Annotated in this window: 22 protein-coding genes; 10 read left to right on the top strand and 12 right to left on the bottom strand. The window is 41.1% G+C overall.

The genetic code is table 11. The features are described 5' to 3' along the window. Nucleotides 1-41: 41 nt before the first annotated feature. The 4 genes from PN499_RS01110 to PN499_RS01095 all read left to right on the top strand — a co-directional run bounded on the left by PN499_RS01110 (nucleotide 42) and on the right by PN499_RS01095 (nucleotide 4,127). Nucleotides 42-1,025: an alpha-ketoacid dehydrogenase subunit beta gene (locus PN499_RS01110; protein WP_272029737.1), complete on the top strand. Its 984-nt coding sequence runs from the start codon at nucleotides 42-44 to the stop codon at nucleotides 1,023-1,025. A gap of 229 nt (nucleotides 1,026-1,254) precedes the next feature. Further along, entirely contained in the window at nucleotides 1,255-2,649 is a 1,395-nt protein-coding gene (secD, locus tag PN499_RS01105; RefSeq protein ID WP_272029736.1) for a protein translocase subunit SecD, read from the top strand. 77 nt (nucleotides 2,650-2,726) lie between these two features. Then, the gene (gene secF, locus PN499_RS01100; RefSeq protein WP_272029735.1) at nucleotides 2,727-3,716 is read left to right on the top strand and encodes a protein translocase subunit SecF; all 990 of its coding nucleotides are present in this window, start codon (nucleotides 2,727-2,729) and stop codon (nucleotides 3,714-3,716) included. Between the two features lie 6 nt (nucleotides 3,717-3,722). Further along, entirely contained in the window at nucleotides 3,723-4,127 is a 405-nt protein-coding gene (locus PN499_RS01095) for a hypothetical protein (RefSeq protein ID WP_272029734.1), read from the top strand. 11 nt (nucleotides 4,128-4,138) lie between these two features. On the opposite strand, the gene PN499_RS01090 is transcribed toward PN499_RS01095, so the two are convergent. Next, nucleotides 4,139-5,770, bottom strand: a complete 1,632-nt coding sequence (locus tag PN499_RS01090; RefSeq protein WP_272029733.1) for a methyl-accepting chemotaxis protein — start codon at nucleotides 5,768-5,770, stop codon at nucleotides 4,139-4,141. A 435-nt stretch (nucleotides 5,771-6,205) separates the two neighbouring features. On the opposite strand from PN499_RS01090, the gene PN499_RS01085 reads away from it, so the two are divergent. Continuing rightward, entirely contained in the window at nucleotides 6,206-7,279 is a 1,074-nt protein-coding gene (locus tag PN499_RS01085; protein WP_272029732.1) for a DMT family transporter, read from the top strand. A gap of 41 nt (nucleotides 7,280-7,320) precedes the next feature. On the opposite strand, the gene PN499_RS01080 is transcribed toward PN499_RS01085, so the two are convergent. Then, nucleotides 7,321-7,740 carry a type II toxin-antitoxin system VapC family toxin gene (locus PN499_RS01080; protein ID WP_272029731.1) on the bottom strand — a complete coding sequence of 140 codons (420 nt, stop codon included), beginning with the start codon at nucleotides 7,738-7,740 and terminating at the stop codon, nucleotides 7,321-7,323. Beyond that, entirely contained in the window at nucleotides 7,737-8,117 is a 381-nt protein-coding gene (locus tag PN499_RS01075; RefSeq protein WP_272029730.1) for a hypothetical protein, read from the bottom strand. The genes PN499_RS01080 and PN499_RS01075 overlap by 4 nt, the downstream gene beginning before the upstream one ends. A gap of 414 nt (nucleotides 8,118-8,531) precedes the next feature. On the opposite strand from PN499_RS01075, the gene PN499_RS01070 reads away from it, so the two are divergent. Further along, nucleotides 8,532-8,861 (top strand): hypothetical protein, encoded by a 330-nt coding sequence (locus tag PN499_RS01070; protein ID WP_272029729.1) that lies wholly within the window; start codon nucleotides 8,532-8,534, stop codon nucleotides 8,859-8,861. A gap of 31 nt (nucleotides 8,862-8,892) precedes the next feature. Here the strand turns inward: PN499_RS01070 and PN499_RS01065 are convergent, their stop codons facing one another. After that, the gene (locus PN499_RS01065) at nucleotides 8,893-10,863 is read right to left on the bottom strand and encodes a TerD family protein (RefSeq protein WP_272029728.1); all 1,971 of its coding nucleotides are present in this window, start codon (nucleotides 10,861-10,863) and stop codon (nucleotides 8,893-8,895) included. A gap of 283 nt (nucleotides 10,864-11,146) precedes the next feature. Further along, nucleotides 11,147-12,193 (bottom strand): MvdC/MvdD family ATP grasp protein, encoded by a 1,047-nt coding sequence (locus PN499_RS01060; RefSeq protein ID WP_272029727.1) that lies wholly within the window; start codon nucleotides 12,191-12,193, stop codon nucleotides 11,147-11,149. A 927-nt stretch (nucleotides 12,194-13,120) separates the two neighbouring features. Here PN499_RS01060 and PN499_RS01055 point away from each other — a divergent pair. Next, entirely contained in the window at nucleotides 13,121-13,615 is a 495-nt protein-coding gene (locus PN499_RS01055; RefSeq protein ID WP_272029726.1) for a hypothetical protein, read from the top strand. Between the two features lie 62 nt (nucleotides 13,616-13,677). On the opposite strand, the gene PN499_RS01050 is transcribed toward PN499_RS01055, so the two are convergent. Beyond that, a complete protein-coding gene (locus PN499_RS01050; RefSeq protein ID WP_272029725.1) occupies nucleotides 13,678-13,902 on the bottom strand; it encodes a DUF7734 family protein in 225 nt (74 codons plus the stop codon). Between the two features lie 310 nt (nucleotides 13,903-14,212). Here PN499_RS01050 and PN499_RS01045 point away from each other — a divergent pair, with 310 nt between their 5' ends. Together PN499_RS01045 and PN499_RS01040 are read left to right on the top strand one after the other, a co-directional pair. Beyond that, nucleotides 14,213-17,635: an ATP-binding protein gene (locus PN499_RS01045; protein WP_272029724.1), complete on the top strand. Its 3,423-nt coding sequence runs from the start codon at nucleotides 14,213-14,215 to the stop codon at nucleotides 17,633-17,635. Between the two features lie 179 nt (nucleotides 17,636-17,814). After that, the gene (locus PN499_RS01040; protein WP_272029723.1) at nucleotides 17,815-18,498 is read left to right on the top strand and encodes a Uma2 family endonuclease; all 684 of its coding nucleotides are present in this window, start codon (nucleotides 17,815-17,817) and stop codon (nucleotides 18,496-18,498) included. Between the two features lie 35 nt (nucleotides 18,499-18,533). On the opposite strand, the gene PN499_RS01035 is transcribed toward PN499_RS01040, so the two are convergent. From PN499_RS01035 to PN499_RS01010, 6 genes are all read right to left on the bottom strand, one after another. Further along, nucleotides 18,534-18,857 carry a S1 RNA-binding domain-containing protein gene (locus PN499_RS01035; RefSeq protein ID WP_272029722.1) on the bottom strand — a complete coding sequence of 108 codons (324 nt, stop codon included), beginning with the start codon at nucleotides 18,855-18,857 and terminating at the stop codon, nucleotides 18,534-18,536. Between the two features lie 177 nt (nucleotides 18,858-19,034). Beyond that, the gene (locus PN499_RS01030; RefSeq protein WP_272029721.1) at nucleotides 19,035-20,459 is read right to left on the bottom strand and encodes a hypothetical protein; all 1,425 of its coding nucleotides are present in this window, start codon (nucleotides 20,457-20,459) and stop codon (nucleotides 19,035-19,037) included. A 256-nt stretch (nucleotides 20,460-20,715) separates the two neighbouring features. Then, nucleotides 20,716-21,573, bottom strand: coding sequence for an oxidoreductase (locus PN499_RS01025; protein WP_272029720.1), 858 nt, complete (start codon nucleotides 21,571-21,573; stop codon nucleotides 20,716-20,718). Nucleotides 21,574-21,787: 214 nt separating this feature from the next. Beyond that, nucleotides 21,788-22,090, bottom strand: a complete 303-nt coding sequence (locus tag PN499_RS01020) for a type II toxin-antitoxin system PemK/MazF family toxin (protein WP_272029719.1) — start codon at nucleotides 22,088-22,090, stop codon at nucleotides 21,788-21,790. After that, the gene (locus PN499_RS01015) at nucleotides 22,068-22,271 is read right to left on the bottom strand and encodes a hypothetical protein (RefSeq protein WP_272029718.1); all 204 of its coding nucleotides are present in this window, start codon (nucleotides 22,269-22,271) and stop codon (nucleotides 22,068-22,070) included. The genes PN499_RS01020 and PN499_RS01015 overlap by 23 nt, the downstream gene beginning before the upstream one ends. Before the next feature lie 251 nt (nucleotides 22,272-22,522). Next, complete coding sequence (locus PN499_RS01010) at nucleotides 22,523-23,164, bottom strand: ribonuclease H1 domain-containing protein (protein WP_272029717.1); 642 nt, start codon at nucleotides 23,162-23,164, stop codon at nucleotides 22,523-22,525. Nucleotides 23,165-23,448: 284 nt separating this feature from the next. On the opposite strand from PN499_RS01010, the gene PN499_RS01005 reads away from it, so the two are divergent. Then, nucleotides 23,449-25,689 carry a Tex family protein gene (locus PN499_RS01005; RefSeq protein ID WP_272029716.1) on the top strand — a complete coding sequence of 747 codons (2,241 nt, stop codon included), beginning with the start codon at nucleotides 23,449-23,451 and terminating at the stop codon, nucleotides 25,687-25,689. The last annotated feature ends 48 nt before the right edge of the window (nucleotides 25,690-25,737 follow it).

The raw sequence follows: 25,737 nt of genomic DNA, 5'->3' as shown, positions 1-25,737 counted from the left end.
GGGTAATATGCTAGTCTGACCCACCTCAATCACACAGTCCGATGGCAGAAACCTTATTCTTCAATGCCCTCCGCGCCGCCATTGACGAAGAAATGGCCCGCGACTCCGCCGTATTCGTACTCGGCGAAGACGTAGGACACTATGGCGGTTCCTACAAAGTGACCAAAGACCTCTACAAAAAATATGGCGATCTGAGGGTACTCGATACCCCCATCGCTGAAAATAGCTTTACAGGCATGGCTGTAGGCGCGGCAATGACGGGACTGCGACCAATCATCGAAGGCATGAACATGGGCTTTTTGCTGCTAGCCTTTAACCAAATTGCCAATAATGCCGGAATGCTACGCTATACTTCCGGCGGTAACTTTAAAATGCCAATGGTAATTCGCGGGCCAGGGGGGGTGGGAAGGCAACTCGGCGCTGAGCACTCCCAGCGTTTAGAAGCTTATTTCCAAGCAGTACCAGGTCTAAAAATCGTCGCCGCCTCTACGCCTTATAATGCTAAAGGATTGCTAAAGTCAGCTATCCGCGATGATAACCCCGTACTCTTCTTCGAGCACGTTCTCCTCTACAACCTCAAAGAAGACTTGCCAGAGGAAGAATACCTAGTCCCGCTAGATAAAGCAGAAATTGTGCGAACTGGCAAGGATGTTACTATCCTGACTTATTCGCGGATGCGGCATCACGTCATGCAAGCAGTGCCGACACTGGTCAAAGAAGGTTACGATCCAGAAGTGATCGATTTAATTTCCCTTAAACCCCTGGATATGGAAACTATCGGGGCTTCAGTTCGCAAAACTCACAAGGTAATTATTGTTGAGGAGTGCATGAAAACTGGTGGGATAGGTGCGGAATTAATTGCTTCGATTAGCGATCGCCTATTTGACGAACTAGATGCTCCTGTATTACGCCTGTCTTCCCAAGATATTCCCACACCTTACAATGGTACATTGGAAAGACTAACGATCGTCCAGCCGCCCCAAATTGTCGAGGCAGTCCAAAAGATGGTCGCTCTGCGAGTTTAAGGTTCAAAAGGCATTGTTAATTGTTAACGGTTAACGGTTAACTGTTAACCGCTAACGGCTAACTGTTCACAGTGAAAGCTCGGCAATTAGCGATTAGCAATTAGCAATTAGCGATTAGCCATTAGCGATTAGCAATTAGCAATTAGCAATTAGCAATTAGCAATTAGCAATGCCCTAAGACAATCACAAAATAACGATATAATAATCATTTGTTTCTCCGGGTTACGTTATGCAAAAACAGCGTTCATTATTAGCTCTAATCTTAGTTTTAGTTCTGGCAGCAATTACTGTAGTGGTAAAAGTTCCGCCAAGGCTGGGATTAGATTTACAAGGAGGGTCGCAACTTACAATTCAGGTGAAAACGACCCCGGAAATTCCTAAAATTGAGCAGCAAATGTTAGAGGATGTGCAGCGGATTGTCGAAAATCGCGTTAATGGTTTAGGGGTATCCGAAGCCGTTGTACAAACAGTAGGAGAAGACCAAATTCTCGTACAGTTACCAGGAGTCAGCGACCCCCAACAAGCTGAGCGGGTTTTGGGCGGGACTGCACAGTTAGATTTTCGGGAACAGTTGCCTGGAACTGAAGCACAGTTAGGAATTGAGAGGCAAGTGCAGGCAGAATTGTTAGCGAAGCAGGTAGAGTTAAAAAATAGTGGGAATCAAGCTGCAATCGAAGAAAATAATGCAGCTTTGAAGAGGAGTAATGAGGCAATTGCCAAACTCTATAAAGTTACTGGACTCAATGGGAAAAACCTCAAAGATGCCCAAGCTGAACCTACACAGGGGGGTAACAATTGGAAAGTAGTTCTCCGCTTCGATCCACCCGGTGGAGAACTATTTGCCACAATGACTAAAAACCTGGCGGGTACGGGACGAACTCTCGGTATTTACTTAGACGAAAAGCTGCTTAGTTCTCCTACTGTGGGAGTTCAATTTGCAGAGAGTGGCATCACTGGTGGCAATGTAGAAATTACAGGCAGCTTTACAGTTCAAGAAGCTAACGATTTAGCAGTACAATTACGCGGCGGTGCTTTACCAGTTCCAGTAGAAATTATTGAGAACCGCACTGTTGGCGCTACTTTAGGTCGCGATAGCATTCAAAGCAGTATTTATGCGGGTATTGGCGGCTTGACTTTAGTATTGATTTTTATGATCGCTTACTATCGACTGCCAGGGGTGATTGCAGATGTGTCGCTCTTAATTTATTCGCTGCTAACTTGGGCTTGTTTTGTGCTTTTAGGTGTGACTTTAACGCTACCAGGAATTGCTGGTTTTATCCTCAGTATTGGGATGGCTGTTGATGCTAATGTATTGATTTTTGAGCGCACGCGGGAAGAATTGCGGGCTGGTAAAACTTTGTATCGCTCTGTAGAATCTGGTTTTTATCGGGCTTTTTCTAGTATTTTAGATGGCAATGTAACAACTGTGATTGCCTGTGCTGCCCTTTTCTGGCTGGGTTCGGGTTTAGTCAAAGGTTTTGCGCTAACTTTGGCATTAGGTGTAGCAATGAGTATGTTTACGGCGATTACTTGTAGCCGTACTTTGCTGTTAGTAGTATTGAGTTTTCCTGAGTTACGTAAACCGCAATGGTTTTGTCCTAATTTACCAAAGGCAATATCTTAATTGTTAACAGTTAACCGTTAACAGTTAACTGTTAACCGTTAACAATTACCAATTACCAATTACCAATTATCAAATTTATGAAATTCAGCGTTATTAAATATCGGTCGATTTGGTGGGCGGTTTCCTGCGCTATTATCTTGGCAGGTTTAGTGTCGATGGTGATTTCTTGGACTAATCCAAATATCGGTGCTCCTTTACGACCAAGTTTAGACTTTATCGGTGGCACTAAATTACAGTTTGAACTTGACTGCACTCAACCAGCAAATTGTAGTAAACCCATTGATATTGCCGCTGTCAGAGAAATTCTTGATAGCCAAGGTTTAGCTAATAGCAGCATCCAACTTGTTACAGATGCAAATAATAAAAGTAAACAGGGTATCTCGATCCGTACAAAAACTTTAGATGTAGAACAACGCACTAAGTTACAAACAGCTTTAAGCGAAAAGTTAGGCGCTTTTGATCCTAAATCTACTAAGATTGATACAGTTGGCCCGACGCTAGGGAGACAACTTTTTACCTCTGGATTGCTGGCTTTAATGCTGTCTTTTGCAGGCATTACAGGTTATCTGACGTTGCGCTTCCAGTTAGACTATGCGTTTTTTGCTTTTGTTGCCTTGTTCCACGATGTATTAATTACTGTGGGCGTTTTCTCAATTTTAGGTTTAGTTCAGGGTGTAGAAGTTGATAGTTTATTTGTGGTTGCTCTCTTGACAATTATCGGTTTTTCTGTTAACGATACGGTGGTGATTTATGACCGAGTGCGAGAAGTAATTAAGCTTAACCCCAATGAATCAATTAATCAAATTGTGGATGATGCTGTTAATCAAACTTTGGGAAGATCGATCAATACGACTATGACGACGCTGCTGACGTTATTTGCTATCTTCTTGTTTGGTGGGGAAACGCTAAAATATTTTGCGCTGGCGCTGATTGTTGGGTTTATTGCGGGTGCTTATTCAAGTATTTTTGTTGCTAGCACGCTGCTGGCTTGGTGGCGCGATCGCGCAGCTAAAACTATGCTCGTTCCTGTTGATGGGCCCAATCCTCAAGATGATATTGAAAAATAGGAAAAAGTGAAAACTCCTCCTTTATCTTCTTCCTCTTCGCTTGATAATGACCCCATTTTTCAAGCTGAATTGCAAAGACTTCATCAATTAACTGTTTACGGCCGTTGGTTAGTTGTTGGGTTGCTGTGGCTGAGCGTGGCTCCTTTGAGCTTGTGGGGGTTACGTAGGGAAATTACTTTATGGCTAGAAAATTTTACTTGGGCCGCTGTGCGTTATGGTTTGGTTTATAACCGCTTGCCTGCTATTGGTTTGGGTTTGTGTATAGGGATGACTTTGGCTGTACTTGTTTGGCAAAGTCGTAATATTTTGCTCGGATTGCCTCGGAAAGAACAATTGCGTTTAGAACAACAAGTTCGCCGTATTCGCCAACAAGGGCCAAGTCATCCTCTATGGCGGTGGGTATGTAGATAATGGATGTCGCGCTACACTAATGTTTGGAGATTCTGGGCGGCTTCATTCAGTTTTTGAATCCCAATTTTTGTTTGCGTGATGCCGCTGGCAGTCTGTACGGCTGAGTGATTGAGAGAGTTCATGGCATCGACCACTTGCTGAATGGCGATCGCTTGTTGTTGCGAAGTCAGAGAAATTTGTTGAGAGCTAATAACGACATCGTTAATAGCTGCGATCGCCGCTTGTTGATTGCTCAAAACGATATCTTTGATTGCCTCAGCTACGCCCTTAGAAGACGTTAAAACAATATTTTCGATCGCCTGCCTCACGCTGGCAAAAGATTGAGCTGTCTCTTGAGAAAGTTGGATTCCTTCCTGTGCGGTTTTCCTGCCTTCTTGAGTAACTATTACTGTCGAATTGATCGCCGACTGGATCGCTACAACCAAGTTATTAATTTTCTCTGCCGATTTTTTACTCTGATCGGCAAGTTTACGAATTTCTGAGGCAACCACAGCAAACCCTCTACCGTGTTCCCCAGCGCGGACGGCTTCCACAGCAGCATTTAAGGCGAGCATATTTGTCTGACTGGCTAAATCGGTGACGATATTAATAATGCCGCCAATCTGATTATTCTGATCGTTCAAGCGGACAATTTGTTCGGCGATCGCTTCTACTTTCTCTTTCAATAAAGACATTTCTTCGAGAGTTCGCCCTACTGTTTTAGTTCCTCCCTCTGCTAGGGTTAATACCTGACGAGCACCAGTTGCGGACTCGTCCGCAAGGGCTAATACCTGACGAGCACCGTCTACAGACGAGTCCGCAAGGGTTAATACCTGACTGGCCTTAGTTGCGGATGATTCTGCTTGTTCTGCTGAACTCTTTGAGGATGCCGCCAACTCATTCATCGTAATAGTAGTTTGGTTCACCGAGACAGCCTGTTGACTTGCCATTCGTTCCTGCTGTTCTACTGTCGCTCCGATTTCTGTCGAAGAACTAACCATCGCATTTACTGTCTGATTGATTGTTTTATTCGTCTTAGCAATAGTTCCCCAAAGTAAAGACGCAGCAATACTGGCAAAACCCATAGATAACAGTACAGTTACCACAGCCGCTAAAATAAGAAATTGGATTGAGTCGTTTGCTTCCTTAATATATGTGTTCAGCAAGACTGCTTCTATATCATTAATTTGATTGCTCAAAGAATCGTATTTGTCTAGAATTGTTTTAGACTCTCTAAGATAATAATTTATGGCTTCATTGTCTTTATTTAGATTTTTTAAACGAAAGGTTTCCTTTGCTAAAGCATCAAACCTTTCTCCGAGCTGAACCAGTTCTTTAAAAATTTCTCTCTCTTGTGAATCTATGATCGCTTTGCTTGCTGCTTCAACAGCACGTTGATAGCGCTGCTTCTGTTTCTCATATTCGCGTAAAGGATCTTCATTTTTGATCAGAAGATAGCCCCGAACTTGCTGCGCCATCATCCCAGTTATTATAACCATATTATCTGTTTCTACAACCGCTTGCTGCTCTCTATTTAAATCTTTAAAAATCGCATTAATTGGATTGAGTACGAAGTAAACTAGCCCGCTAAATCCCAAGATTAAAATCACAGGAATTGAAAATCCTAGAAATATGCGACCTCTTAGCTTTAAATTTGTAAACATAGAGATTGTTTTCTTGTTTGAATGAATTAATCCCACAATAATCTTATTAATCTTAAAAGAGACTCTTCAAAAGTTCTACTAAATCGAAGAGTTTAGCCAAAAGCATCAAAAATGGTTGTCGTAATAAAAATTTTAGCTTAGCTATTCTCGGATCTCACACTAGCTTGTCACCTTTTCTGTCTATGTTGGGAAAGCTTTCCCGAACTAGAGGCTGAGATTTTTATAAACTTAAACAAGCGCGAGTTTATAGCACCTGCGCGGCTTCATTTTGGGCGATCGCTGAGCGGTTAGGACACCGTTCAAAGGGCAGCATTACATAAATAATAAGAAACTTTAGCGGTTTCTCAGTTTTGTGATTGACTGAGGTTGCACACAAATCTTAAAATTACTTCATAATAATTTAGGATACCCCTCTTATTGTTTGGAGCCATAATTATGCAGCTAAAGCTTACTGAGTCAAAACTGCCATTTGCGCCGCTATTGCTGATTGCGCCGTTTTTCCTGTGGGGAACCGCAATGGTAGCGATGAAAGGGGTCATCCCCAACACAACGCCCCTATTTATGGCGGGGGTGCGGTTAGTACCGGCGGGGGTGTTAGTGTTGCTGGCCGCCGCGCTGATGGGTAAACCTCAGCCGCAGGGTGGGAAGGCGTGGCTGTGGATTTCGCTGTTTGCACTTATAGATGGTGCGCTGTTTCAAGGCTTTTTGGCGGAAGGGTTAGTCCGAACTGGTGCGGGTTTAGGTTCGGTGATGATCGATTCTCAACCGCTGGCGGTGGCGATTTTATCGCTGTGGCTGTTTCAAGAACGAATTGGATTTTGGGGTTGGTTAGGACTGGCGATCGGCATTGCGGGTATTAGTTTGATTGGCTTACCGGAGGGGTTGATTTCGGGTTGGCTGCATCCTGAGACGGTGCAGGCGACCTCTGCGGGGATTGGGGTGTTGTTCCAAAGTGGCGAATGGTTGATGCTGTTGGCGGCTTTGTCGATGGCTGTGGGTACGGTTTTGGTGCGGTGGGTTTGCCGCTATGCCGATCCGGTGACGGCGACGGGTTGGCACATGATTTTAGGGGGTTTGCCGCTGTTTGGGCTTTCGGCGGTGACAGAATCGCAACAGTTTGTGAATATTGATTTTTCTGGCTGGATGGCCTTGGGTTATGCGACGGTGTTTGGGAGTGCGATCGCTTACGGTTTATTTTTTTACTTTGCCTCTAGCGGCAGTCTCACAAGTTTAAGTTCGCTGACTTTCTTGACTCCAGTTTTTGCTTTGCTGTTTGGCAATTTATTTTTAGGGGAAGTGCTGAACCCTATACAGTCAATAGGTGTAGCCCTGACTTTAGTTAGTATTTATTTGATTAATCAGCGAGATATTTTAGCGGAAAAATTGAGAGGAAAGCTAACTGAAACTAAGGCGGATGATGAGCAGCAGAAAGTATTGGAAGTGACTGATGGTAAGTCCGTTGAGATGCCTGTAAAAGTGCGGATGAGTGAATTAGAGTCTGAAATTTAGCGACTGTAGGAACGCGATTAATCGCGGATTTAACAAAAAAATTAAGGATAATTGGTTAACTCTTGAATCAACTGAGCAGGTGTGAGGATTCGAGGAGTAGTAACGGGAAAGTCTTTCTGGTTACGAGTGATAATTGCATCTAGTTGATTGATGACAGCAGTGCTGTATTGAATGGCATCTTCAAAATCTTTGAAGTTGGCATTTAAAGCCATTGAAATAACAGCTCGATCGACTGTAGCAACTTGGCAGAAAGTCGATATATTTCTGACAAACTCAAGCGTTAAGTCTCGACCTTTAGCTTTACGGATAATATAGTAAAGGTCACTAAAAGTAGACCCAGAAATATATCCTTCTACTTGTCTTTGGTAAACTAATGAAATTAATTGCACACTTTCGCTGTAAAAGGGCTGTCGTTCAAGCGCAACATCGATAATTATATTGGTGTCTAAAAGAATTTTCATAGATATTTCTCCTTTAGTCTTTCCCATCTAGCTTGCTCAATATCAAAATCAGCGGGAGCGGGCTCGGTTTTTTCTAGCCATTCTTTCAAAATTGGAATTGGGCATTCTACTGTCCTTTTAGGTTGTGTAACTTGTGAATCATCTACCTGGGATGGGGTGTTTTCATCAAATAAACCCTGAAATGCCTTGACTTGGCTTTCAAACTTCTTCTTAGGTGTCTCTGGTTGTAATTCGGTTACTGGAACTGTGGAACTGGCAACTTTATCAACTGTTTGCAAGAGGATAATTTCAACATCGCCTGGGGGCATATTAACAGGTTCGGCAACTATTAAATTACCTGCGGAATCGATAGTTCCTTTGAGTTTGTATGCTTGCATGATATTTTCCTATAACTCTATTTCTATTTTATATGGCACTTACGTATCCGTAACGCCGCCCTCTGGGGGGTATTTTTACCGCCTAGAGGGGGGAGTTACGTAAAAGTCTAAAGGTATAGAAGTGTTTATTTATACTTAACCTACTTAGTTTCTGCGATCGCTCTCTTGTCTTCTGTGACAATTCAGGGTGCGAAGGGGATTTTGAGCCTGAAATCCATCATTTTACCTACCTCCGTAACGCCAAGCTTCACGCGGAGAGGGGATTTTTAAAGATTGAGTGAAATTTGCCCAAGACTATTTACACCCGTACTTTGGCGAGTAATGATTGAGTGAGTAGGGGGTGTCAGCCAGAGGGGGTTATACCCTTCACTATAAGCAAAAATTTGATGGCGCGACTCCCTGTGAGGAGGATTTATGAATAAAACAACTAATTTACTGACGAAATTTACTACCTCTGCACTGATATTAAGTCTTTTACTTGCTGTGGCTGCTCCCAAAGCGTCTGCTGGCGATAAATTACCGCAGCAAGAGAGTGAAATCAAACTCGCCTCGCGCGATCGCGCCGCCTCTGAAACTTCAAAGCAATTTTTGCTCCCTCCTGTGGCGATAGTAGTTCGCGAAGTATTAGAAGAGGGAGAGTTGCAATTTACTGAACTTTTAACTCTGAATGGTTTAGCCTTAGCCGCTAGCGGATTAGTAGGAATTCGCCGTTTTCGGCAAGGGAAAAAAGTAAATGGTGTTTAAGCTTTAGTGCTTAAAAAAGCTTAAATTGAGCTTATCTTCTACTTCTTCTACTCCTGCGAGGTCTGCTACTGGTGCTATCATAATTAGAGGGAAATATTTGCTGTTTTCTCGTCTCATTTTTAATGTTAGTATCGGGGTTCGAGGAGTTGAAAGTAGAATTTCTGCGGGTGATAACTGGAATCTTTACACGCACACCGCAGCGCCGACCTAATGAGTCTATATTAGTTGAATAATTGCATTTTACTAGCTCTGGGCTTGGTGAGGCTGGCTCTTCAAACTTGTCGATCAGGGTTTGGGCTAGTTCGTAATTCTTTGTATCTCCCTGCTTAGAAAAAAGCTCTGCGGCTTGGCGGAAATCTTGCAAACCTTGCGGTTTAGAGCCTATTTGATAGCGAATAGCGCCTCGTTCTAGGTAGGCTAGGGCATAGTTAGGGTTAAGGCGAATGGTTTGTTCATAATCTGCGTTCGCTTTTTGCTTAATCCCCATTTCATAGTAGGCTTGACCCCTGCTAAAGTAGGCATCTGCAAAGTTAGTATTAAATTTTAGTGCCTGGTTATAGTATTGAATTGCCTGATAGTTATTACCTAGTTTTGAGTGAGAAATTCCTAAGCCGAGATAAGCTTGGGGTAAGTTCTGGTTGAGGCTAACTGCTTGGTTAAAATTTGCGATCGCGCCTCGATAATCGGCTTTTTCCAGCTTCAGAGAACCTTGATTGCTGAAAGTAACAGCTTTTTGGGCTGTAGCGAATCTTTGACTAATAACAGTCTGGTTCGCAAGGTAATTAGAGAGCTTTTGTTGAGCTGTAATATAAACAGATGCGTCTGTTGGAATCGCATGTAAAAGCGCGATCGCTTGCTGCCATTTGCTTTGCGAACTCTGCCAAACTTCCGCCGTATGAGGTGGATTTTTTACGGCAATAGCAGCTTCTAATGCTAATTTTTGAGCGGTTTCTAGACTTTGAACAGCTTTGATATTTTGCTCAACTGACACCAAACTGGGGCGTAGGTTTGCTAAATCTGATTGAGCTTGATGATAGGCAAAACCAGGCAAGTTAGGGATTTTATCTAAATTTGCTACTGATTTTTTGAGGCTTTCGCGTACATTTGTTAGTAAATTTATATCTGTTGAGGTTCTAAACTTTTCTTGGTCAGCTATCAATATCTTGGCTTGATTCAGACTTACTTCTTGTGATTTGATTAACGCGATCGCGCCTGCACTTACGCCCAGAATTAAAACACTTAATCCGGCAAATAAACTTAGGGTTATTTTGCGATTTCTAGCAGGAGCTTGATTAGTAGTTTTGGGTGTTTTGCGTCTTTTTTTCTTACGCGGTTTTTTCGGTTCTGATTCTACACTTGAGTCGTTAATAACAGACTGAGAATTATCTAATGATGGGCTAACTGCCAAGGCGCTAGCAGTAGATTGTATATTCTCGCCATGATATTTATCAACAAAGCTTTGCAATCCAGAATTATATCCTTGTCCTACAGCCTGAAACTTCCATTCTCCTTTGTTTCTATACAAACGACCAAACTCTACAGCCGTCTCGTGGGAAAAACTTTCTGCTAGATCGTAGCGGGTAATTTCGCTACCATTATCTAAGTTACAAATTCTGATAAAAGCATTTTTAACCAGGCTAAAGTTGGCATCTTTCTCTGGATTTTCTTCAATAGTACCAACAAATATTATTTCCTGAATATTAGAATTGATTTTTTCGAGCATCACACCATAAACTGCCTTATTTCCTGTCTTTTCTTGCTGTTCTTTCTTAGGTGATGATTGCAGGATAGCGCCATCAAAGGACTGTAAGTTATTGTAGAATACAAAATATTGTTCGTGAGGAATTTTGCCATCTACTCCTAACATAAACGCAGAGGCATCTATTTCATAACTTTGGTCGGAGTGAGTTGACTCCCAACCGAGGGCGATCGCAACTTTCTTTAAATCGGGAGCTTGTTTAGAAAGGTTAAACCTTGCACCCTTAGTTAATTCGACTACCATCTGCGATCGCCCTATCAATACGAATATTTTATTGCAAAATAGTATAAGAGATAGTATATCTTACCATGTAAATTTTAACAAATCTTAAAAATGAAGCCAGCAGATATCAGGGAATTTAACTGGCAACAAACGTTTAAAGCCTATTGCATTCATATTGTTAGTGGAAAGACTTATGAAATTAACTACCCAGATTGATTAATTGCGTTGCGATCGCGCTGACTTTGAGACTCCAAAATTTTTGCTTCCTCCGACAGCCGCAGCTAGAAAGGGTCAAACTGAGAATTCAGCAATCCTGTTGATATTGAAGCGCTAAATCTTCGATGAGTTCGACCATTGCGCGAACCATAGGCATTTTAGTGAGAATCTCGATCCAATACCATTGTCCGTTGGGATTAAGTTCGATAAAATAAATCGTGTCGTCCTCGTCGCGAATAATATCGAATGCACCAAAATTTAAACCAAACTCGTCAAGCATTTGATGAAGTTTATTGAGGTAATCTATTGGCAGCTTGTCGGGAACGTGAACGAGTTTATCTGGTTCGATGACGCGCCAATCCAACGTCACATCTGCATCGTTGGTATGTTGGGCATCAATGCGACAGACAAAATCATGTTTACCAATTAATGTAACGCGATATTCTGCTTTCTTTTGAATGCGTTTTTGAATGAAAACAGGTGCTAATCGAATGCTCTCTCGAAATATCTCAAGTGTTTCTACATCAATGGGGCGAGTATAGCAAGCGTACTGCTTTTCATCATGTAGGAATCCAGAGTAGCGCATCGGTTTGACAATGCACTTTCCCTGTTGTGTCACAAAGTCGCAAGCCGCTTCATATGAATTGGTTACGATTGTTGGAGGGATAGTAATTCCCAGTTTTTGAGCAATTGGGATTTGGTTGATGCGATGGGATGGCAATCTAATTTTGTAGTAGTTATTGACCCATCTAGCTTTGGGATAGAGTCCAGAAAGTGAATAAATCAAAGATTCTGTTTCCTGTTGACAATACTTGATTGCCCAAGTATCATTAACTTCTGGAAAAACTTGATAATCTTCGGGTTTTCGCCACCAAATCACGCCAATATCTTGAACTTCTTTCAAAGAATCTTCAAAAGACAAAAAACTTTGACTGGAATTGCCAGAAGCTTGCCATTCATAAAAATACTGACTTTTTTGAATAAAACTTTCTGAGTTCAATCTAATTGCTCGAATATTCGATTTTTGTAATTCTTGCCTAACGATAATCTTCGATTTTTGTAATTTTTGTAATTCTTGGATAACGATATCTGCATGAATGTCAGTCTCGGAAGTCACGATTAAAAGGTTGGTCATAACTAAATTAATTGAAATAATATTGACAGGGAAATATCTGTAATGCAAAAAAAATCTCTACGGGTCTTTCAAAAAACTAGAGGGCAACAAATATATCTGTTAAACAGAAAAGATTCTAGTCGGAGTCGCCTTTTTGCTGGTCGTCATCGGGCTTATGAGGCCAGTGTTTAGGAGAGGAGCCTTTGATACAAGCCCAGGTGCAGCTCCTGGAATTAATGTTGGAAGTCTGGGTGTTGGACTCGTAGCTAGATTGCTCTGCGGAGATGTCATCGTACTTCGACAAGATGCTCAGGTGCATCATCAAAGGATATGCTTTTTTATCGAGAGCAAGCTGGCTAGTCGTCATAAGTTAATTTCTCTTTAGCGATGGTTTTACACTCACAACAATTGAAATAATGTTGACAATCAAAGACCTGTAATGCAAAAATTCATACAGGTCTTTCAAGAAACGAAAGGGCGATAAAATATATGTGATAATTAGACAAAATTCTAGTCGTCCTCTTTCTGGTCATCATCGGGCTTATAAGGCCACTGTTTAGGAGAGGAGCCTTTCTTAGCAGACCAGGAGCGCGCCATAGAGGAGATGTTAGAGGTCTGCGTACTAGGATCGTAGCTAGATTGCTCTTCGGAGATGTCGTACTTTGACAAGATGCTCAGGTGCATCATTAAAGGATGTGATTTTTTATCGAGAGCGATCTGGGTAGTCGTCATGAATTTATTTTTATGCGATATTTTTACACTCACAATAATACAACTTGCAAATTGATCTGCATAGTCGAATAAAGTCGGATAAAGCCGGATAATACAGAAAAATTTAAGATAGCTACAACAGTTTTTGTATTCAAGGCGAAAATAGTCGGATATAGTCGGATATAGTCGGATATAGAAGGTTATAATTTTATTGTTACGATCTCGTGAGGAAAGCTGATGAACGTTCGAGAAGCAGTAGCTTTTGCAGATGAAGTGGTCTTTGCGAAAACTGGCAAGCATTTAGATGATATGCAAGTTGGCGTGATTGAGGGTGTTTTGAAGCGTCAAAAGTATGGCGATATTGCCCAAGCACTGAATTGTACGGAGGGTTATGTTAAAGATGTCGGCTACGAGCTATGGGAGTTGTTCTCTGATGCTTTTGGAGAAGAGGTTAATAAATTAAACTTGCGATCGGCACTGATTCGGAAGTCGATGATTAGTAACGTTACTGGCGGTGTTATTAATGGTTATCATGTCGCTCATAATAATTTAATCGGATCTCTGAATGTCTGCACATCAAAGGAAGAATCGCCTGAGTTTTTGCGGGGAAAGCAGCAGGCGAAAATTGAGGCGATCGCACGCTTGCAAGCCATCGGTTTGAGCGATGAGCAGATAGCACAATGCTTGGATATGACGCTAGAAGAGATTCGGCAAGTCGATTTGACAGAATAACTTTAGTCAATATGTGGGCTAGGAAGTTAGAGAGTATTTAATAGATTAATTATCATATCTGGTTAAATACTTGTCATCACAAAATAGCCACTAATTGGCCAGATTTGATATAATAAATTAACGGGATTTAAACCTGGCACGTCGGGATTGAAGGCTGTTCGATGAGTCAGAGAAATAGAAAAACCCTTAAAAATAGCAATTTCATCCAATTTACCCTCTATTTTCGCCCTCACAACTAAGACTTCGTGAGGGCGCTTAGCTGCGTGTTCTTCCCGACGGTGAGCCATAAACCAGAGTGTTGACGCTTTCGATCCCCTACAACATAATAGATACCAGAAGGCAGAAGACAGCTATGCTGAAAGCAGAAATTAGAAGAAAAATGCAATCTTCATCATGGTTTCAGCAAATAAGAATGTCTTCATCACCTTAGCAGTTGCTATATCTACAGGAGAATAGCGCAGGCATATCTTACAGTCGCTAACATCCTGTCTGCTTTTAATTACAATTACCAATTAGCAATTTGAACACAGATTTCATAGATTTTAGTAACTTAACTTTCCGGTCAATTAGCAATTACCAATTACCCTAGTCTACCTTATGCAACTGAAAACGGCTATAAAATCTGTCACCCGTCCCGTTTCTAAAGTTTCAGGTAAAATTCCCCTCCGCATCTTGCTTGTAGTCCCCTTTGTTCTACAAATCTTTGGAGCTGTGGGACTCGTAGGGTATCTATCATTTCGCAACGGACAGAAAGCTGTTAACGATGTAGCTACGCAACTTCGCAGCGAAGTTACTGACAGAGTACAGCAACACCTCCAGAATTATCTCCGCCAACCAAATGTCATCAATCAAATTAATGCCGATGCTGCTAAACGCGGAGAATTAACTTTTGATAACTTCCCCGCTGCACAGTATTTTCTATGGCAAGAAATCCAGTTATTTAATGCCATTAACTCAATTTATATTGGGAGTAAAGATGGAGAATTTATCTATGTCAAAAACGAACAGAACGGCACATACACAGGTAAAGTTGTTGAGCAATCTCCCGAACGTCGAGCCTATAAACTCGATAGCCAAGGTAATATCGGTGAGTTGATCGTAGTTGATAAATATGACCCCAGAACTCGACCTTGGTACATCAAAACAATTGAAACCAAGCAACCTAATTGGAGTGAAATTTATAACTTTACTGGCGGCGAATTGGGCATCACAGCATCGAGGTTGTTATATGACAAGACAGGCACTTTTCGCGGAGTAATGGGTGTTGATTTAATTCTCAGCTTAATTAGTGATTTCCTGAAAAATATCAATATTAGTCCTCAAGGTCAAGTCTTCATTATTGAACGTTCAGGTTTATTAGTAGCCACTTCAACTACTGAAAATCCCTTTATTATGAACGACCTGGACAAGAAAGCAAAACGGCTCAGTGCCATCGATAGTAAAGATCCCTTAACTCGCGCTACAGCTCAATATTTAACCAAACATTTTAGCAATCTCAGCCTGCTTGAAAAATCAGAACAGCTCGATTTTTTAATTGATGGCCAGCGGCAATTCGTGCAAGTTGTACCTTACAAAGACATAATGCGATTAGATTGGCTGATTGTCGTTGTCGTTCCCGAATCTGACTTCATGGAACATATTAATGCTAACAATCGCACTACAATTTTACTATGTTTAACTGCATTGCTATTAGCTACCTTTGTGGGAATTATTACCTCCCGCTGGATTATTCGACCGATTATGAAATTAAAAGATGCAGCAACAGCTCTTTCTCAAGGAGAATTTAACCAACAAGTTAACCTAGAACGTTCGGATGAACTAGGTGTTTTGGCTAAGGCTTTTAACAGCATGGCAAGGCAGTTACAAGAGTCATTTACCAGCTTAGAAACTAAAAATGCTGAATTGCAACAACTAGATAAACTCAAAGATGAGTTTTTAGCGAATACATCTCACGAACTTCGCACCCCCCTTAATGGTATTATCGGCATTGCTGAATCTCTAATAGATGGAGCTACAGGTTCATTACCAGATAAGACTGTTTCTAATCTGGCATTAATTGTATCCAGTGGCAGAAGGCTTTCCAATCTAGTCAACGATATTCTAGATTTCTCTAAGCTGAGTCACAATAATATGGAACTAGAAATTAAACCGATTGGAATGCGAGAAATTAGTGAAGTAGTGCTGACTCTTTCTCAACCGCTAATCGGCAAAAAATCTTTGCGATTGATCAATGCAATTAGTCCTGAAGTTCCGCTAGTAGATGCTGATGAGAATCGGATGCAGCAAATTCTGCATAACATCATTGGTAATGCCATAAAGTTCACAGAAAAGGGGATTGTAGAAGTTTCAGCAGAGGTTGTCGATTCTTCATCTAAGCTATTACAAGAAGGCTACATAAAAATAGTTGAAAGTAATGATTCATCAACACAAAATCAACGATTAGCGATTACTGTTGCCGATACTGGGATTGGCATACCAGAAGATAAACTAGAGAGAATTTTTGAGGCTTTTGAGCAGGGTGACGGTTCGACTGCTAGAGAATACGGCGGTACAGGTTTGGGTTTGGCGGTGACGAAACAGCTAGTAGAATTGCACCAAGGGGAAATTTGGGTATCCTCTAAAGTCGGAGTTGGTTCTAAGTTTATTTTTACTTTGCCTATTTCCCAAAATCAGGTTCAAACTAATCAATATATATCACCAGTTTCTGCGATCAATAAAACACAAGATTTAACCATCGATCCTCTGCTTCAGCCTGGATTTAAAGATTCATCTGGCAGCGAATTGAAGATTCTGATAGTTGATGATGAACCCGTTAATATCCAAGTTTTGATTAATAATCTTTCAGTTTTAAAATATGAGGTGACACAAGCAACTAATGGTTTTGAAGCTTTAGAAATTATTGAGAATGGATTTAGACCAGATTTAATTTTATTAGATGTAATGATGCCGCGAATGAGCGGCTATGAAGTCTGTCAAATATTGCGTGAAAAGTTCCCAGCTATTGAGTTGCCAATTGTAATGTTAACTGCGAAAAATCAAGTCACAGATTTAGTGGAAGGTTTTAATTCGGGCGCTAATGATTATTTGAGTAAACCTTTTTCTAAAAATGAATTGTTAGCGAGAATTAAGACTCATATTCGTCTGGCTAAAATCAATGCTGCTTATGGTCGTTTTGTTCCCCATGAATTTCTAAATTTTTTGGGACAAGAAAGTATTGTTGATGTGAAATTAGGCGACCAAATCCAGAAAGAAATGACGGTGATGTTTTCAGATATTCGCTCGTTTACCACGCTATCCGAGGGGATGTCACCCGAAGAGAATTTTAGTTTTCTTAATGAATATTTGAGTCGAGTTAGCCCCGTAATTCGCGATCATAATGGCTTCATTGATAAGTATATTGGCGATGCAATCATGGCTTTATTTCCACAGTCAGCTAATGATGCGGTAGCTGGTGCAATTGCGATGCAAAAACAAGTAAATATTTACAATGAAGAACGCCAAAAAGATGGTTATCTTCCTATTTCGATTGGTGTTGGTTTACATACGGGGAGTTTAATGTTAGGAACTATTGGCTCTCAAGAGCGGATGGAAAGTACAGTAATAGCCGATGCAGTAAATCTTGCTTCTCGTTTAGAAGGGTTAACCAAGCTTTATGGTGCGGGGATTTTAATCAGTCATAAAACGCTTTGCTGTCTCGATTATACGGAAGAACAAAAGTTTAGATTTTTGGATAGGGTGATGGTAAAGGGGAAAAAGGCGGCGGTAGCAATATTTGAAGTTTTCGATGGCGATGCTGAGGAGCAAAATCGATTAAAAACTCAGACTCAGGCTCGTTTTGAGGTGGGAGTTTTTCTTTATTATCAGCAACAATTTGAGGAAGCCAAGATAATTTTTCAGGAAGTTTTAGCCGTTAATCCTCAAGATAAGGCGGCGATGCTTTATATTAAACGCTGTGAGAAATATCAACAGTATGGAGTACCGGAAGGATGGGAAGGTATTGAGGAATTACAAGAAAAGTAATTGTTAGTTGTTGGTTGTTAGTTGTTAGTTGTTAGTTGTTGGTTGTTAGTTGTTCGTTGTTCGTTGTTTTGTCATTGCGAGCGAAGCGAAGCAATCGCAAGACCTTGAGATTGCTTCGCTTCGCTCGCAATGACGTTATGTGTTAAAATTAGATTTAATTAAACGTAGGGGATAGAAATATGCTCACCTCTAACCTAATTGCTCCTCCTGTAACTATTGCTCCCTTAGAAAATGGCGATCAACTCACTCGTTTTGAATTTGAGCGGCGTTATCAAGCAATGCCACATCTCAAAAAAGCTGAATTAATTGAGGGGATTGTTTATATGGCATCTGCATTAAGAATTAGAAGTCATGGGGAACCTCATGCTTATATTATGACTTGGCTGGGAGTTTATAAAGCCTCTACTCCCGGAGTACAGGTGGGGGACAATGCTACGGTGCGGTTGGATACTGATAATGAAGTACAACCGGATGCTTTATTAAGAATTGAACAGGGGGGAAATTCGCGGATTAGTGAGGATGATTATGTGGAAGGGACACCAGAATTAATTGTAGAAATTGCAGCATCTACTGTTTCTATCGATCGACATCAAAAGCTAAAAGTTTATCGTCGGAATGGAGTGCAAGAGTATGTAATTTGGCGAGTTGATGATGGTGAGTTGGATTGGTTTTATTTGCAAGATGGGGAGTATCGGCAACGAGAAGCTAATGCTGAGGGGATGATTTGCTCTCAAGTTTTTCCTGGTTTATGGTTAGATAAGGCTGCGTTGTTATCGGGGGATTTGGCGAAGGTTTTGGCGGGATTGCAAGGGGGATTAAGGAGTGAAGAATATCTGGCTTTTGTGGGAAGCTTGGGGAAGTAGGGGATAAAGGCGATCGCGATTTGTTCTGCGACGGGTTAAGATTTTTCGATTATTGCTGGCATTTTGAGATGAACCAAGGCTTTTTGCAATACACTGGGCTTCACACTCAACCAGATTTGATTGCGATCGTCCTGGGTATAACCTATCACTACAGCCCCAATTGGTGAACCAATATCTGGATACATTTCTGGAGTCATGTCTCCAGTGTCTACAAAATCGGTAATCTGAACAAGACCTTGCACTTTTTCGTCGCCAATGTTTACAAAAATACCAAAGGGTGCATGATGCTGAACTTTACCATGAATTAGTTCACCTAACCGATACTTAGACTTGACCTGATTCCAAAAGCGATCGTTCATTGCATTACCTCGTTTTTGGGACTCTGGGATCTTGGTTTAAGAGAGGAAACAAATTGTGAGAAATAGGCAATTCGACTTGTTCGCCACCTTGATAGGGTCTTTCTAGTGGTTGGAAATACTAAATCGTAACCGATAGATCCTCTCTTATTCCCTCCACTCCAATAGGCTTCTTGGAAATTACCATTTAACATACTGACTTGATAGTTCTTTAAATTCCCTATTCAACACACACCGACGATTTTTCTCTATTTTATCAATTAAATAGTCAAAGCACTCAGCCAATCTTGCATTGACTACGTTTTGCTTTATTATTTCTAACGCTAACCTAGCTTGTTTTCTGCATTCGCTATTTTCCAATTTTCGCTGTATTTCATAATGAGTAAGAGCGATTATGGCAAGGTGTGAATATTTATCGCCTAATAGAGCAAGCAAGTTATCATAGTATACTTTTCCTCTAGGGGATACACCACTACAGTAACTAACTCCTCGACCAATCCGACACATCAAAACAACCTTAGCTAACTTTTCTGCATAACTGGGAAGAATATCTGATTGTCCAGCTATATATGAGGCTATAGAATCGGCAACCGGAGCTTCATGATGAAAATTATTCCAGCCGTTGTGCTTAGCTAGGAGTTGTTCCAATAACTCATCAACAATCACCGCCCTTTCATTGGATGAGCGATATGTATTTCCACTTACAAATTGGAAAAATTGCTCACCCAACTCATACTTATCTCTATGAAGATTAGTATTGTATCCTTCAAGAATAAGACCTAATTTATATTTGGGTTCATCTAAACAATTTCCCCAAACGGACGGAGCTATTAAAGAAATATTTTTCCTTATTTGGATATCTGTATCTGTAGATACGAATATTCCAAAGACAGTTCTAAGTATGTTTCCACATAGATGACTAGGTAATTTAGCTATGTTTGAGTCAATTGTTTTCTGGGTATGGTTATCTATCAGTTTACTATCTGTTCTTAAGTTTTTGATAAATGCTTGCACTTGAAGGGCAGCTTCTGTTGGTCTATCTTTCAGAACATCTTGAATGCACGTTTGCAACCATCCCAGCAATTCAAACGCATTGATTGTGTAATTTGTTGGATGAGAAATTCCTATGTCATTTCTCATCTCAAGAATATGCTTTAACTTTTTGTAGGTTGTGTCAGAAATAAGCTCAAGTTTTCTACAAGTGTCTAATAAAACTGCATCTTTCAGGGAGGCGAGATCTTCTTCTGTTTCATAGAAATCTCGGTTTTTGCCTCCTACTGCATTATCAAAAAATATATCAATTCCGTAAGCAATAGCTTTTTTTCTAAGATCTAAGGTAAGTTCATTCCATACTGCATTAAGAGAGTAGTCAAATAGTCCGAATCCTGCGCCAACTACAAACTTGGATAAATAACGTGCGTCTCTTTTAATCTCATCAGGGAGCGACTTAATGTAAGCAGGCAGATTTTGACCAATAATTGCTCGCTCTGATTGTTCAGCAATTATATTATCTGAGGGAAGACCAATTTGCTTTAACCAAGCCACAACCATTTGCGCTTGAGGATCAATTAGTTCTGCGTGGCTAATATTTTCAACTTTGTCCATAATTTCTATTTTTTATCTAAACTATATATTTATGTTAACCCAGGTTGGTAGCAAAAAAACTTTTTTTTAAATTACTACATATTTTATTTCCTGTCAAGAACCACTCAAAAAAAATATTAATCCTCATCTTTTAAACCGAGACAAAGCGGAAGTGAGAAATCATTTTGATAATGGAAGATACGATCGCACTCGCATCTTCCATCATTCACTCTATCTATTCTCTCCGGGCTGGAAAACACTCTTTATCGAACTGCTATTAGCCCCCAATCGCGACAAAATTAACATCCGAAAACGCGGTATCCTCTCCAACTTCGCGCCATTTCGCCATTTCTGCATCCGTCTCGGCACGTTTCCGATCCCAAAGGCCATAGGCATCTGCACCCAACATTAAACGTAACGGTGGATCGCTGCTTTCTACAACCTGAATCATCACCAAGGCCGCTTTGTGAGGGTCGCCAAGTTGTTTACCGTTACTGCCATAGAGATACTGATGGATGGGTTCAATGACTTGCTGGTAATCGGAAATGGTGGTTTCTGGACGAATATTAGAGTCGCCAGCGAACTCTGTGCGAAAGGCCCCTGGCTCAACGATCATGACGCGAATACCTAATGGCTTTACCTCATCATGTAGCGCCTCTGAATAACCCTCAAGAGCGAATTTGGACGCACCGTAAAGCGCAAATCCACCGACGTTGACGCGACCGCCGATACTAGAAATGTTGAGGATATGACCGCTTTTTTGACTTCGCATCGTAGGCAATACAGCCCGAATCATTTCTGCACAAGCGATAAAATTGACTTCCATTTGTTCGCGGAGTTGTGCAAGAGAAAACTCTTCGGCTGCACCGAGACTACCACGCCCTGCGTTATTGACTAAGACATCAATACGCCCGAAGCTTTCGATCGCAGCTTGAACTACTGCTTGGCGATCGCTCTCGTTTGTAACATCCATGCGTACAGCTATTGCTGTGTCTGGATATTTTTCAACTAAATCAGAGATACTTTCAGTTTTTCGGGCTGTTAGAATGGCGCGATCGCCACGACTGAGAACTGCTTCTGCGAGGGCGCGACCAAAGCCGCTACTGGTACCGGTAATAATATAAACCTTGCTCACTTTCGTCTCCTCCATTGAGATTTTAGTTCAGAGGGGATGCTCTAACAGGCTATCTGAGAAATTTGAAGTTTGTCGAGTGGGGAATTACCCGGATGAGGAGATTTTAGACTAAGGGGAGGCGATCGATCGGGGATTGGGGTGGTTAGCGATCGAACACAAAGAGATGGTGGTGCGATCGCAGTTTAAACTACAAACCCAACCAATCCTGTAAAGATTATTCAAGTTGTTCCGCATCAGTATCAACTAACTTACCAATCACTTTGATCGCCAATTTTTGATGCACCGTATAAACACCTCTTTTGACTGCTGTAGGTACGTTCAACCCTACTGCTGCCCACTCAGACAACACAAACTCTCCTTCAAGTAACGAACTCGTTTGGCTCGTCAAGGGGGTAATTATGATGTCTTGAGATGGGTGTACTACACTCACAACAACGGCAGGTCTTACCTTTGAGCTCGATAAGTCTGAAAAGGGATACCGCACCAAAATAATGTCATTCTTGGAGTAGTTGGGCATACACATCATCCTCATTGTTATCCCAAACTGTACTCAGCGATGTTTGGCTTGCTTCTAGCCAGAATTCAGTCTCATCGTCAGGCAGTAATGTTACCAGTACCTTTACACCTTCTGGTAGCTCTGTTGGCTCTAACAGTTCAATTTTGCCGTGCCGAATAGTAGCCCAAAGCGTTTTCAGCATATTTGTATCGATCCAGGATTTATGCTTTGATTATATGCTTTCATTGGGAGTCACTATTCTGTCAAATGGATCTCTGGCAAAGGATCGTCAAAATTATCGGGAACGGTAAACTCGCCTGCACACAAACCAAATGAATGTTATTGTATCGATCGAGGGTTATACTCTGATTATATGCTTCGATCGGGATGTCATTGATATAACGTTCGCACGGTTGGCGATCGCATATCCTTACAATCTCAAATAGATTAGACCTATTTTCGACCAAAATCTGCTGGGATTTCCCCCCAAAAAACAGTATTCCACTTAAGGATAGGATTAGCATAGTCATTACTCTCTAGCCAACTCAATGCCCGTTCTACCAAATTAAATATTTCCTCACTACTCTCATTTCGATTTAACTTTGTTCGTACTTGCTTGTTTCTAACCCAAAGAATAGCTGTCTCTGAATCGGAATAGATAGGTATATCGCTACCTTGATTTTTAAGATGTGCTAGTGCATGAACAATAGCTAAGAATTCTCCAAGATTATTCGTCCCATAAGGTATTGGTTTTTTGTGAAAAATTATTTCGTGTGTGGTTGTGTGAACACCTTTGTACTCAACAACACCAGGGTTGCCTAAACAAGAAGCGTCAACACAAACACTATCCATTATAATTTCGTGCGTAGAGATAGCATTTGACTTTACAAATTCTTGCTTCGTTTTTTCAGGCTCTTGCTGAAATATTGAAGTTTGGTTTGTAAGCTCTAACGCTGCTTCTGCTTCTGCTTGGGTCTTTAAGGATTTATACAGAGCACCACTAAAGCCTGTGACTTGCTCATCACACTCCTGCCAACTCGAAAATATTCCTGTCTTCCTACCCTTGAAAACAGCGTAGTATTTATTGGATGCCATTAAGATATAAACGTCGCAAAAACACCAGTTTTTACTAAATACCGCATATTTTCTGTCTTGTCAATACTTCCTCAAAAAATTAGGATTTATTAGTATCTATAGATTTGCAGTATAATCTTATTTATAGCCCTAACTACCGCAGATTAGCCCTTCGCTCGCCATCGCCTTAATTAAGAAAAGCGATCGCACCCAATCATAAATAGAATTTTATATCCAAATTTGGTATAATAAGAAACTTACCCCTTAACCTCATCCCATTATCGATTACTTCAAACTAAGACAATATGTTCAATATTCCTCAACTTCTAGCACAAGAACTTTCCATCAATCCAGCTCAAATTAATAGCGCTCTTGAACTTTTCGCTGAGGGAGCGACAATTCCCTTTATTGCCCGCTACCGCAAAGAGCGCACGGGTTCTCTGGATGAAATTCAGTTGCGAGATATCTCCGAACGATTTACCTATCTTACCGAAATTGAAGACCGCAAAAAAACAATTTTAGATGCGATCGCATCTCAAGGTAAACTCACTGACGAATTAAAAGCTAAAATCGAAGCTTGCCTACAAAAAAACTTACTTGAAGACCTCTATCTTCCCTACAAAACTAAGCGGCGCACGCGAGCAACTATTGCTAGAGAAAAAGGATTAGAACCACTAGCAGAATTTATCAAATCTCTTAACTTACTCCAGGCACAACCAGTATCCCTAGAAGCAGAAGCCGCTAAATATATCTCCGAAGAGAAGGGTGTCAAAACCGCAGAAGAAGCTCTCAAAGGTGCTGCTGATATTTTAGCAGAGGAAGTCTCAGAAAAAGCAGAATTGCGGGCATATTTACGAGACTATTTGATGAAATCGGGTTCCTTTGTTTCGCGGATCAAAGATGAACATCCCGAAGGCAGCACTAAATTTGAAATGTACCGCAATTATCAAGTTGCTGTTAAAAACATTCAACCTCATAATATGCTGGCTTTATTTCGGGGTGAAACGGAAGGGATTTTAGACTTGGATCTTGCCTTCGATGAGTCTGCTGTACTCTCCTATCTCGAATCTCAGGAGATTAAAACTAAAGTGAAAGCAGTCAGAGAATTTTATCAAGCGATGCTCAAAGATGCCTTCAATCGGTTGATGAAAACATCTCTAACTACGGAGGTACGGAGTAATAGGAAAGCCGACGCAGATTTGGAGTCAATTAAGACATTTGAAACCAATCTTCGGGAGTTATTGCTATCGGCTCCCGCTGGGATGAAGCCGACATTAGCCGTAGATCCGGGATTTCGGACTGGGTGTAAGGTTTCTGTACTATCAGAAACGGGTAAATTTTTAGAATATCAGACAATTTTCCCCCATCAAGCAGTTGCACAGCGTCAACAATCTGCTAATACTATTAAGCGGATGATTGAGACTTACAAAATTGAGCTGATCGCGATTGGTAATGGCACAGCTTCTCGCGAGACAGATGAGTTTATTGCTGAAGTTTTGGCAACCTTAGAAAGAAAGCCAATTAAAGTGATGGTGAATGAATCTGGTGCATCGATTTATTCAGCAAGTGATGTAGCGATCGCAGAATTTCCCGATCTCGATCTTACAGTAAGAGGAGCCATCAGTATTGGTCGCCGCTTGCAAGATCCCCTGGCGGAACTTGTTAAAATTGACCCGAAATCAATCGGTGTAGGACAATATCAGCATGATGTCGATCAAAAATTGCTCAAAAAGAAACTCGACGACACCGTAGAAAGCTGCGTTAACTATGTGGGTGTAGACTTAAATACAGCATCCAAAGAATTACTGACCTTTGTATCGGGAATGACACCAACGGTTGCTAAAAATATAGTTAATTACCGCAATGAAAATGGAGCCTTTAAAAATCGCCGTCAACTTCTGAAAGTACCGAAATTGGGGCCAAAAGCTTTTGAACAAGCTGCTGGTTTCCTACGCATTCGCGGGGGCGAAAATCCACTGGATAATACAGCAGTGCATCCAGAAAGTTACTTTGTTGTGGAAGCGATCGCTAAAGATTTGAGCGTTCCGTTAGCACATATAACACAACTATCTGAAAAAGTCAAGTCTATTAACATTAAAAAATACGTCACCGAAACCATCGGCGAACCCACCCTCCGCGATATCATTAAGGAACTGGAAAAACCGGGAAGAGACCCGCGAGATGAGTTCAAATATGCCACTTTTAAAGCAGGAATTAAAGAAATTTCTGACTTGAATGTGGGCATGGAATTAGAAGGTATTGTTACCAATGTTGCTAACTTTGGGGCATTTGTTGATATCGGCGTGCATCAGGATGGTTTAGTGCATATTTCTCAACTAGCTGACAGATTTGTGGAAGACCCAAAACTGATTGTTAAGGTGGGACAAGTGGTGAAGGTGCGCGTGCTAGAAGTTAATGAGAAATTGAAGCGCATTAGTTTATCAATGAAGTTACAAGAGCAACCAAATAGCGATAGAAAAGCTACCAGCAAGCCTCCGCAATCACCCACTCTTAACGATTTGAAAGCTAAGTTTAATAGGAGGTAATACCAAATCCAGGTTAGTCATCCCCTTTATTAGTTATCCATCGTCATT

It is taken from the genome of Kamptonema animale CS-326, assembly GCF_028330895.1.
Taxonomy (GTDB): domain Bacteria; phylum Cyanobacteriota; class Cyanobacteriia; order Cyanobacteriales; family Microcoleaceae; genus Kamptonema; species Kamptonema formosum.
This window is presented reverse-complemented; position numbering and strand designations above follow the sequence as displayed.

Bases quoted from the DNA above. Each gene is read 5' to 3' on its own strand.
- PN499_RS01110 (WP_272029737.1), top strand. From the start codon at position 42: ATGGCAGAAACCTTATTCTTCAATGCCCTCCGCGCCGCCATTGACGAA.
- secD (WP_272029736.1), top strand. From the start codon at position 1,255: ATGCAAAAACAGCGTTCATTATTAGCTCTAATCTTAGTTTTAGTTCTG.
- secF (WP_272029735.1), top strand. From the start codon at position 2,727: ATGAAATTCAGCGTTATTAAATATCGGTCGATTTGGTGGGCGGTTTCC.
- PN499_RS01090 (WP_272029733.1), bottom strand. From the start codon at position 5,770: ATGTTTACAAATTTAAAGCTAAGAGGTCGCATATTTCTAGGATTTTCA.
- PN499_RS01085 (WP_272029732.1), top strand. From the start codon at position 6,206: ATGCAGCTAAAGCTTACTGAGTCAAAACTGCCATTTGCGCCGCTATTG.
- PN499_RS01080 (WP_272029731.1), bottom strand. From the start codon at position 7,740: ATGAAAATTCTTTTAGACACCAATATAATTATCGATGTTGCGCTTGAA.
- PN499_RS01075 (WP_272029730.1), bottom strand. From the start codon at position 8,117: ATGCAAGCATACAAACTCAAAGGAACTATCGATTCCGCAGGTAATTTA.
- PN499_RS01070 (WP_272029729.1), top strand. From the start codon at position 8,532: ATGAATAAAACAACTAATTTACTGACGAAATTTACTACCTCTGCACTG.
- PN499_RS01065 (WP_272029728.1), bottom strand. From the start codon at position 10,863: ATGGTAGTCGAATTAACTAAGGGTGCAAGGTTTAACCTTTCTAAACAA.
- PN499_RS01060 (WP_272029727.1), bottom strand. From the start codon at position 12,193: ATGACCAACCTTTTAATCGTGACTTCCGAGACTGACATTCATGCAGAT.
- PN499_RS01055 (WP_272029726.1), top strand. From the start codon at position 13,121: ATGAACGTTCGAGAAGCAGTAGCTTTTGCAGATGAAGTGGTCTTTGCG.
- PN499_RS01050 (WP_272029725.1), bottom strand. From the start codon at position 13,902: ATGGCTCACCGTCGGGAAGAACACGCAGCTAAGCGCCCTCACGAAGTC.
- PN499_RS01045 (WP_272029724.1), top strand. From the start codon at position 14,213: ATGCAACTGAAAACGGCTATAAAATCTGTCACCCGTCCCGTTTCTAAA.
- PN499_RS01040 (WP_272029723.1), top strand. From the start codon at position 17,815: ATGCTCACCTCTAACCTAATTGCTCCTCCTGTAACTATTGCTCCCTTA.
- PN499_RS01035 (WP_272029722.1), bottom strand. From the start codon at position 18,857: ATGAACGATCGCTTTTGGAATCAGGTCAAGTCTAAGTATCGGTTAGGT.
- PN499_RS01030 (WP_272029721.1), bottom strand. From the start codon at position 20,459: ATGGACAAAGTTGAAAATATTAGCCACGCAGAACTAATTGATCCTCAA.
- PN499_RS01020 (WP_272029719.1), bottom strand. From the start codon at position 22,090: ATGCCCAACTACTCCAAGAATGACATTATTTTGGTGCGGTATCCCTTT.
- PN499_RS01015 (WP_272029718.1), bottom strand. From the start codon at position 22,271: ATGCTGAAAACGCTTTGGGCTACTATTCGGCACGGCAAAATTGAACTG.
- PN499_RS01010 (WP_272029717.1), bottom strand. From the start codon at position 23,164: ATGGCATCCAATAAATACTACGCTGTTTTCAAGGGTAGGAAGACAGGA.
- PN499_RS01005 (WP_272029716.1), top strand. From the start codon at position 23,449: ATGTTCAATATTCCTCAACTTCTAGCACAAGAACTTTCCATCAATCCA.